The 10,209-nt window shown below is 46.1% G+C and carries 6 protein-coding genes; 2 read left to right on the forward strand and 4 right to left on the reverse strand.

The window, feature by feature from the left end; translation table 11 throughout:
• From LZG72_RS23980 to LZG72_RS23990, 3 genes are read right to left on the reverse strand one after another with little or no spacing between them, the layout of a single operon-like run.
• On the reverse strand, window positions 1–1,791 hold the full coding sequence (locus LZG72_RS23980) for a ComEC/Rec2 family competence protein (protein ID WP_233877670.1): 1,791 nt from the start codon (window positions 1,789–1,791) through the stop codon (window positions 1–3).
• Window positions 1,792–1,793: 2 nt separating this feature from the next.
• Window positions 1,794–3,083: a M43 family zinc metalloprotease gene (locus tag LZG72_RS23985; protein WP_233877671.1), complete on the reverse strand. Its 1,290-nt coding sequence runs from the start codon at window positions 3,081–3,083 to the stop codon at window positions 1,794–1,796.
• On the reverse strand, window positions 3,064–4,011 hold the full coding sequence (locus tag LZG72_RS23990) for a PhoH family protein (protein ID WP_233877672.1): 948 nt from the start codon (window positions 4,009–4,011) through the stop codon (window positions 3,064–3,066). Before LZG72_RS23990 ends, LZG72_RS23985 begins: the two co-directional genes overlap by 20 nt.
• Before the next feature lie 247 nt (window positions 4,012–4,258).
• On the opposite strand from LZG72_RS23990, the gene dnaB reads away from it, so the two are divergent.
• Window positions 4,259–5,872, forward strand: a complete 1,614-nt coding sequence (gene dnaB / locus LZG72_RS23995; RefSeq protein ID WP_233877673.1) for a replicative DNA helicase — start codon at window positions 4,259–4,261, stop codon at window positions 5,870–5,872.
• A 108-nt stretch (window positions 5,873–5,980) separates the two neighbouring features.
• Here dnaB and rlmD read toward each other — a convergent pair whose 3' ends face one another.
• Window positions 5,981–7,378, reverse strand: coding sequence for a 23S rRNA (uracil(1939)-C(5))-methyltransferase RlmD (gene rlmD, locus LZG72_RS24000; RefSeq protein WP_233877674.1), 1,398 nt, complete (start codon window positions 7,376–7,378; stop codon window positions 5,981–5,983).
• 63 nt (window positions 7,379–7,441) lie between these two features.
• Here rlmD and LZG72_RS24005 point away from each other — a divergent pair, with 63 nt between their 5' ends.
• On the forward strand, window positions 7,442–9,649 hold the full coding sequence (locus LZG72_RS24005) for a gliding motility-associated C-terminal domain-containing protein (protein ID WP_233877675.1): 2,208 nt from the start codon (window positions 7,442–7,444) through the stop codon (window positions 9,647–9,649).
• The last annotated feature ends 560 nt before the right edge of the window (window positions 9,650–10,209 follow it).

A 10,209-nucleotide genomic window follows, 5' to 3' on the forward strand; every position in this document is an offset into this window, starting at 1 on the left:
TCAGTTTTTCTTTGTCACGAAAACCGTCTCTGCAATTTCCTGAGATACCGCATAATTTTTGATAAAAAAATCGTAGGCGGTTGTGTCAGTCACAAAGCTTTTGTCACATGCCAGATAAAGCTGGTTGTCCTGTTTAACACCAATAACCGCATGTTTTGGTACTGAAAACTTCACCGTTTCCTTATTCAGAAAAGTTTGCACACTCTGAGAGATGCCAATTGAGACGAATATAAAAACGAGCAGGAATGCGCATTTGAGATAAATGTATTCTCTCGAATGGTACGCAAACCACACCAGCAGCATAATCGCATTCAGGATCAGTATTTCCAGCATTCCTACATGCAGATTCTCAACCACATAACCTGGCAAAAGTTTTGGAATTGTAACTGACCAATCCGTCAGTTTCGCAGACAGGTCGGTGACAAAATTGAGGAGCCATTGCAGCCAGGCAAGATTGAAAACGCTCACAATAAGAAGCAGAATGGCCGATGGAAGCAACACATTCGTGAATGCGATAACAAACGGATTGACCAGCCAGAAATAGCTTGGAAACTGGTGAAAATAGTACAAACTCACAGGAAACGTCGCGAGTTGGGCCGCAAAAGAAAGCACGGAAACCTGCCAGATAAATTTCAGGATGCGATTATTACCCGGATTGTAAACACTTAAAATAGGTGGATACAAAAGGAAAATCCCGGCCATAGCCAGATAAGAAAGCTGAAAACCCACATCATACAATGCAGCCGGATCGAATAGCAAAATGAGCAGCGCGGAGACTGCCAGCGTATTCATCGCATTGTTTTTTCTTGCAAAAACCTCGGCAAACACAAATACAATGCACATGATCGTAGCACGCTGAACCGACGGCGGCATGCCCGTAACCAAAGCATAAAATCCCAGCAATGCGATGATCGTGCAGAGATAAATCGCATTCCCATATTTCCAGCGCTTCATCCAGCTTAGCAACGTACTGATAACCAGGAAAATAATAGCGACGTGCATTCCGGAAACGGAAAGAATATGCACCGTTCCCGATGCAATGTAATTGTCCACCTGAGCGGATCGCAGATCATCCCGCCTACCCAATAACATCGCTTTTACCAACCCATAAGACTGGTCATTCACGAGATTTTCCCGAAACTTTAAGTCAGCCCACTCCGACAGTTGCAGGCTCCATTGGGTTAAACCTGGTGAATTTATTTGGGTAGGAATAATCTGAAAACTATCTTCCCGCAGATAATCCGTCCACAAGATGCCTTTGTTTTTTAAATGGGCACGGTAATCGAATTGATCGGGATTCGATGCAGCGGTTGGGCGTTGCAAATTACCTTTTACCAAAATTACATCGCCGGGCCGGGGAATGTTGTCCGTTTCCGATGCAATGTTGACCAGAGCTTTTACATTCACATCCGTAAACTTCCCATTAAACCAAATGGAATTCACAGCCACTTCCAGCCGGACCGAATTTTCTCGTTTTTCCGGCAAGCTGCGCACCGTCGCACGATAAACACTATATGCGGCACCCTCGATCTGCTGAATTTTGAAAACATTATCCTCTTCGATATAGGTTTTCGAAAATGCTCCGCAGAAGATCAGACAAACTGAAAAACAAATGCCGAATGCGATCTTTTTCTTAAATCGATACAGACAAAAACAGGCGCAGAACAACAGGAATACTATTCCAGAAAATACAATGGAAGGTACAGCAAATGCGGGTAGCAGAAAGTCCGCTGCCAAAATCCCTGAAATGTAAAACAATACAATGCCAACAAATGGCGCGCGTGAAAGCATAACTACCTCACTACAAAACTCTTGGTTAATGTTTGATTGCTTGTACTTACTTTATAGTAATACAAGCCACTCGGCAAGTTTTGAACATTGAGGAATGTGGGATTGATCGTCTCACTGACGACTTTCTGCCCGCGTTGATTGAATACGGAGACTTTGAAAACTTCAAAGTCCGGGGTAAAAATAGTAGTATATAACGTTTGCTGAACCGGGTTCGGGTAAAGTTCTACCAGCAGCTTGTCACTTGTAATCTTTGAAAATTCCACCAGTTTAGCCCTCCGCGGACTTAATGCCAAAACTGCGTACATACGCTCCGTCTGATCACCTGTGAACACGCTCATACACGCATCCGGCGAGTAATCCATGTAATTCTCGATCATATTTCGCGTCCGCACTCCCCGGCATTCCGAAAACACCGGCGTACATGTCGCGTCGGTCGTTTCGTTTTTGGCGTTGGCTGTGGGAGTATCCTCGCAGTAATCGGTACCGCAGGTGCGGTCACCCCAAATGTGAATGAGCCCGAGCCAGTGCCCGACTTCGTGCGTGGTTGTTCTTCCCAGGTTGTAAATCCGAGAAGTTATTGCATCAGAATTTCTACCAAAATACCTGAAATCAATGATCACGCCATCTGTTAATGCATCTTTTTCCTCATCCTCAGAGGTAGAAAGTCCTGCTGTTCGGTTGGTGATCTGCGTGACGACCGGAAATTGGGAGGTCCCCAGGTAACGGTCAACGAGTTTGCAAACCCAGATATTGAGGTACCGATTTGTAAACCATGCTGGTGAAATGCTTGCCAGTTCGTCCGCATCTGTAATTGGACTGAATTGTGCTTTTGCATTGTAAGTCCTAACAACCGTTACGAGTTTAAAACGGATTCCCGTATCAACGCCAAGCGAATCGGTATAAAAACCTTTGTAGCCGGATGTATTGCCATAATCTTCATTCAAAACATCAATCTGGCTCTGAACCTGCGCCTGGGTAATATTGGCATTGCCCGGACCTCCGATCGTCCCGTCCTCCCTGCCATGCACCACGTGCACGACTACCGGAATGGTAATGATCTCATTTGCAGCAGTCCGAAGATTACTCCGGTTTTGTTGGATATATTGCCTGATCGCCTCCTCGGCTTCCATTCTGGAATTCCGGAGTGACGGTTTTTTAGCGAGCCGGAAAGAATCCAGCTCCGTTCCGGCGCAGCGTATCAAATGCGATTCGTTATCCTGCGCCGGGGAAAGCGTGATTTTACATAAAAAAAGAAATAAAGCCAGCCAGAAGTTACTGCTCGGATTTTTCATACGCTGCAAGAATATCCTTAACCAAACGGTGCCTCACCACATCCGACCCATCCAGTTCCACAAAACTGATACCCTTGATTCCTTTGAGTACTGCCAGCGAATCAATTAACCCCGATTTCAGGTTTTTCGGAAGGTCAATCTGCGATTTATCACCGGTAATGATTGCTTTTGAACTCGGGCCCATACGTGTCAGAAACATCTTCATCTGCATGGGAGTGGTATTTTGCGCTTCGTCCAGCAGGATAAATGCATTGTTCAAGGTACGTCCGCGCATATAAGCCAGCGGGGCTATTTCGATAACCCGGCTTTCCAGATATAATTTCAGCTTTTCAGGCGCGATCATATCATCCAGCGCATCGTAGATCGGGCGCAGGTAAGGATCGATCTTTTCTTTGAGATCACCGGGTAAAAATCCCAGGTTCTCCCCTGCTTCCACTGCCGGACGCGTGATGATAATTTTCCGTACTTCCTTGTTTTTTAATGCCCTGACCGCAATTGCCACAGCTGTATATGTCTTACCGGTACCAGCCGGCCCCACTGCAAATACAAGGTCGAATTTGCCAGCTTGTTCTACTAAAAGTTTTTGATTTTTGGTTTTTGCCTTAATAACAAGGCCTTTATTCCCATATAAAATGACGTCGGCGTCATTCTCCTCGCCAGCCACGGGTGATTTTACTACACCGTTCAGATAACCTTTTACATTTTCATTGGTGATTTTCCCATACCTCTGATAGTGGGCCAGAAGTGAATCCATTATGTCAGTTATCCGGATAATTTCGGGAGCGGTGCCCTGGATGCGGATCTCGTTACCGCGAGAGATAATTTTGCTTTCCGGGAAAGCAGCGGCGACCTCTTTAATATTCGAATTGTGAATACCTAAAAAATCCACCATTGATACGTCTTCGAGCGTGATGATTTTTTCGAGCAAATGAATCAAAGTTTAGTGTTTACCATTTCGTTCTAAAATTTAGTAATAATAACCAACATTTGCAGAACATGGATTCGGAAATTACAATAATCTTGCCAAATCCGTTCGTGCAAAATGAATGCGTTCCGAGCAACTGTTTCATTATCAGCGGGGGAGCGAAAATACCTTTTTTAATTAAAAATTTATTGTTTGCCGATCGCCGATCATCCTTTACTTCCCCGGTGCCAATGTGTAACTTTGTCTTAACATGGAAAACGAAAAGGCACCCAACAACTCAACAAGATCAGGCTTCAAATCCGGAAACAATCAGAAGAAACAATTCGGTTCTCGAACGCCAGCTATCGAACAGAATTTCAGCAAGTTACCACCTCAGGCCATCGACCTGGAAGAGGCTGTGCTGGGTGCATTGATGATTGAAAAAGACGCGCTCACCGCGGTGGCGGACATTCTTCGTCCCGATACTTTTTACAAGGAAGCGCACGTCCGGATCTACACCGCGATCATCACGCTTTTCGCCGATTCCGAGCCCATTGATATGCTTACCGTCACTTCCAAACTGAGAAGTACCGGCGAGCTGGAAATCATCGGCGGCGCATCTTACATTATGGAGCTGACCAGTAAAGTCAACTCCGCCGCCAACATCGAATTTCACGCCAGGATCCTGTCCCAGGCTTTCATCAAAAGAGAGCTGATCAAAATCGCGTCGGAAATACAGCGCGATGCATTTGAAGATACTACCGACGTTTTCAGATTATTGGATAAAACCGAACAGGCATTATTTGAAATTTCCGAATCGAATATCAAGAAAAACTATGCCGATATGGGCGCATTGATGCGTCAGGCACTGGCAGAACTTGATATGAAGAAAAATAATAAAGACGGACTGACAGGTGTACCTTCCGGTTTCAGTGCGCTGGACAGGCTTACTTCCGGCTGGCAGAAAACGGAATTGATGATCCTGGCTGCTCGTCCGGGTATGGGAAAAACGGCGTTTGTCGTTTCCTCGCTCCGGAATGCGGCCGTTGATTTCAATATGCCCGTTGCGATTTTCTCGCTGGAAATGTCCTCTGTACAGCTGGTAAATCGTCTTATTTCGGCAGAAGCCGAGATCGACAGTGAGAAAATCCGGAAAGGAAGCCTCGCCCCGCACGAATGGGAGCAACTTCATCATCGCATTCACCGGCTCACCAATGCACCGATTTATATCGACGATACCCCAGCCCTATCCATTTTAGAACTCAGGGCCAAATGCCGCCGTCTGAAAGCCCAGCACGACATTCAGATGATCGTCATCGATTACCTTCAGTTGATGACCGGCGATACCGGTGGAAAAGGCGCAGGTAACCGTGAACAGGAAATCGCGATGATTTCCAGGTCATTGAAAAACCTGGCGAAAGAGCTTGACGTCCCGGTAATCGCACTTTCGCAGCTCAGTCGGGCGGTGGAAACGCGTGGCGGTGAAAAGCGGCCACAACTTTCCGATTTGAGGGAATCAGGATCGATCGAGCAGGATGCGGATATGGTGTTATTCTTGTACCGCCCTGAATATTATGGTATTACCGAAGATGAATCCGGAAATTCCGTCGCGGGTATCGGTGAAGTAATTGTTGCCAAAAACCGCGCAGGATCGCTGGATACGGTGCAACTAAGGTTCATTGGTAAATACACCAAATTCATGGATCTCGATTCCGGTTTCGCCCCGGTACCATTCTCCGTAGATCGCCCCATCCAGACGACCAACCCCATTGCATCTTTCGAAAGCCAGAGTAAACCTAACCCGGCCGGAGGCACACTCCGGAGCCGCGCAAACGATTTGACCAATTTCGATTACAACGGGCCAGGGAGCGAACCGCCGTTTTGACGTTCGTTTTCCCCCTGCCCCTGAGGGGGTGGTTAGCGTTCTCTTTCCCCATTGAACTGATTTTCCCAACCAGAAAAAGGCAAAGTCCCCTTCAGGAGATTAGGGGAATTACCTTTTCACCAGCAGCGCCACATTCTCCACGTGATGTGTATTCGGGAACATATCTACCGGCTGTACTTTGGTAACCTCATACTGTTCCGACATTAATGCCAGATCTCTTGCCTGTGTAGCGGTGTTGCAACTCACATAAACAATACGGTCCGGGGAAGCTTTTAATATGGTTTCCACCACGGGAAGGTCCATTCCGGCGCGCGGAGGATCGGTGATAATGACGTCCGGCCTGCCATGTTTTCTCAGAAAATCCTCATTCATGATCCCACGCATGTCTCCCGCAAAAAACGACGTATTGGTTATGCCATTCAACTCGGAGTTTCTTCGTGCATCCTGAACGGCGGCTTCCACGTACTCAATGCCGATCACTTTTCTCGCACGGCGTGCGACGAAATTGGCAATCGTACCGGTTCCGGTGTATAAATCGTACACATATTCATTTCCAGTCAACCCGGCAAATTCCCTTGCCACACTAAAAAGCTGATAGGCCTGCTCGGAATTTGTCTGGTAAAAGGATTTTGGCCCAACCAGAAACGTCAGATCTTCCATGGTTTCCCGGATGAAATGCTCACCGGCATAATTGATCACTTCCTGGTCCTGATACGAATCGTTTCCTTTCAGATTTACGATGTAATTGAGCGACGTAATTTCGGTGTGGGTGCGATGCAGGTATTCCATTACCTCGGCGATCGCGTCATCGTTCTGCGCGCCAAACTGGACGATTACCATCACATCGCCCGAATTAGCAGTACGCACAACCACATTCCGCAGCACCCCTACATTGTACTTCACGTCGTAATAAGGGATTTTTTTCAGGTCGCCGAAATGGTGCAAGGAATTCCGTATCGTATTCGAAGGGTCCGATTGCAAATGGCAGTGGTTCACCGTGAAAATCTTGTCAAACCGTTTGGGAACATGAAAGCCCAGCGCATTTTTCGAAAATGGCTCGCCCGAGTCCATTTGCTCTTTCGTCAGCCATCGCCAGTTTGAAAAAGTAAATTCCAACTTATTGCGATAATATTCCGTCTTAGGGGCAGCCAGGATCTGGTTAATCTCAACATTCCTAATCTTTCCTATCCTTTCAAAATGATCTATAACCTGCTGCCTTTTAAACCTAAGTTGATGCTGATAATCAATGTGTTGCCACCTGCACCCGCCACAAACATTGTGATGCAGACAATAAGGATCAGTACGTAAAGAGGATAAGGAGTGGATTTTTGTAACGACGGCCTCCATTAATTTCTTCTTGGTTTTTACAACTTGAAGATCAACAATGTCACCAGGAGCCACATTTCCTTCGACAAAAACCACCCCGTCTTCCGATTTAAATATACATTTGCCTTCTGCCGCAAAATCGGTAATTTCAACGTACTCGTATTTGTTATTCTTAGGCATATTTCAATTTTTAATTACTAACTCCAATATCCTATCGGATTATTTTTACCGCGTCATCCAATCATGAAAAAACGGTTCATCTGCATTATTTTGATGCTGTTTGCCATATATCAAGCCCAAGCAACACACATTGTCGGAGGTCAGCTTTTCATTACCCAAAACTCCGCAGGCAGCACGAGCTACAACATCGGACTTACTATGTATTTCGATGCCCTCAACGGTAATCCGGGTGCCGAAGATCCGTCAGTAAACATTTATGTTTTTAGGAAACGGGACAATGCGGCGGTCGGCTGGCTTGAAGCCCCAAAAATAGAACGAAAATCGGTCACCTATGCTAATCCGCAGTGCGGAATATCGACACTCCAGACTTATATGATCACGTATGCCGCCAGCGTGCGGCTCGATCCGGCTTCTTTCAACGATTCCCAGGGCTACTATATGGTGTGGGACCGTTGCTGCCGGAACGGGACGATCACCAACATACAGAATCCGGGCGACGCGGGCAGTTTGTTTTACCTGGAATTCCCGCCAATAACCCGAAATGGAGCCGTATTCAACAACTCATCCCCTGTTTTCCCAACAATAAAAGGAGATTATGCCTGTGTAAATTCTCCGTTCTTCTTCGATTTTGGCGGCTCGGACGCTGATGGCGACAGTCTTGCTTACAGGATAATCACGCCCATGCAAGGATATTCGGACCGCGTGAACCCAAGTATCCCCGGTCGAGGCTCGTCCAATTATCCACGCCTGACCTGGATTAACGGTATCTCCGTTGCCAACGTGATCCCTGGCCCGCAGCCTCTGACGGTGAATGCTACCAATGGAATGCTTTCGGTAACTGCGGGAAGTGTTGGATTATATGTGTTTGCTGTACAAGTGGATGAATATCGGAATGGCGTAAAAATCGGCTCACTCACACGCGATTTTCAGCTAAAAGTAGTGGACTGCCCCAAAATGGATCCCCCTAAATTGCTTTTCAAACCAAAAGGAAAAACAACCTATTACACTCAAAACGAAATTATCACACTCAAAAAAGACGATCCGAACTGTTTTGAGGTAATTGTAACTGACCCGAGCATTAACCAGCTCGTGAAGGTGAATGGAAAGGCAGTTAATAACACAAAAGATTATTTCAGCCTGCTGCCGGCGGAATTCCGGACCACCGTCGTAAACGATACCATGCGTTTTGAGGTCTGCCTCGATGAATGTTTCGTGACTTACGACAATCGTCCTATTGTGTTGCAGTTGGTCGCCGAAGACGAAAGTTGCCCGATCCCCCTCACCGACACCCTGAACATCTACATCCGGCGTGAAGGTACCGGTAACAATGCACCCGCGGTTACGACGTCCCTCCCCGGCGACTATGTGCATGTGACGGCCGGGGTGCCCGTGACGTTTACCGTTTTTGGAAAAGATCCAGACAAGGATGACCTCGCGCTTTCCGGACGTGGCAGGGATTTCAACATGACGAATATGGGGATGAACTTTGCCGCCGTAAAAGGCAACTCGGCCGTGCAGCAGAATTTCACCTGGACGCCACCGTGCAACGCCCGAAAAGGCGATACGCTCACTGTGGACTTCAAACTGGAAGATATGCGCTGCGAAGGTAATCCGATGCCTGTTTCCAAGCCTGTGTACTTCGTGGTAGATCAATCGCCCAATAACCCGCCCGCAGTTGCCACCTCACTTGCTATACCGGAAGTTATTCACAACATCGGAAGTCCGGCCGGAATAACATTCGACGTACTGGGAAGCGACCCTGACACGAATTTGATCGTTTTGAGTGCGGCAGGCCGCGGATTTGACATGAAAGCGATGGGTATGGCATTTGATGCCAAATCCGGCGTAAAATCGATCACCTCCCCCTATTCCTGGAATCCTGAATGCGCATTGCTGAACGGCGAGCCCGAGCAAACTTTCCTGATTGATTTCATTACGCAGGACAGAAGCTGCGTGTCAGCATCTGATACCACGACCGTGAAACTAATCATCAAAGACAATGCCGAGCAACCTTTCCCGGAATTCCCGAACGTAATCACACCGAATGGAGATGGAAAAAATGACTGCTTCGTTTTCCAGGATCTGCCACAAGACAAATGCGATGATCTGTTCAAAGACATTACCATCTTCAACCGCTGGGGAAAACAAATCTATTATTCCAGAATAAGACCAAACGACTGGTGCCCCGACGACATTTCAGGAGGATATTATTACTATCTGATTCAATATACGAAACGATCTTATAAAGGAGCGTTTACGGTGTTGAAATGAGTGGGGTTTGTGGAATGTGTGAGATGTAAAATGTGAAATGTGAGATGTAAAATGTGAGATGTGAGATGTAAAATGTGAGATGTGAAATGTGAGATGTAAAATGTGAGATGATTGATGTGAAATGTGAGATGCGATTGGATGAAGAATGGGAGATGTGAGTTGTGATTAAATTGGGGTGTAAATGATCTTCAAATCATTGATTCGACCCGCTCTCTGAATAATCAAAAGTTAGCCGTCCTCAATCAACCATATAAATAAGTGTTTTTTCGCTAGTAGACTGCGTTGGACAATGTACCAATGAATACAGTGGCGGGACACATGTTATCACCAAGTCGACTGGGAAAATTACGACTGATGGTCATTTTTAGAACACCTATCTTTATTATGTTATTGATTATCAGAAACATAAAAAACAACTTTTTATAATAACTATATTTTTAAAAGACACTATCTCAAAATCTGTGTAAAGTTTAAATCGGGGTTTGTAACTCCGATTTTTTACTTTTAACAAAACACAGTTTATGAGACCAGAAGATTTGTTGACTGATGAGTTTTTAAAG

Origin of the sequence: Dyadobacter sp. CY323, from assembly GCF_021390245.1 — a bacterium.
Classification (GTDB): domain Bacteria; phylum Bacteroidota; class Bacteroidia; order Cytophagales; family Spirosomataceae; genus Dyadobacter.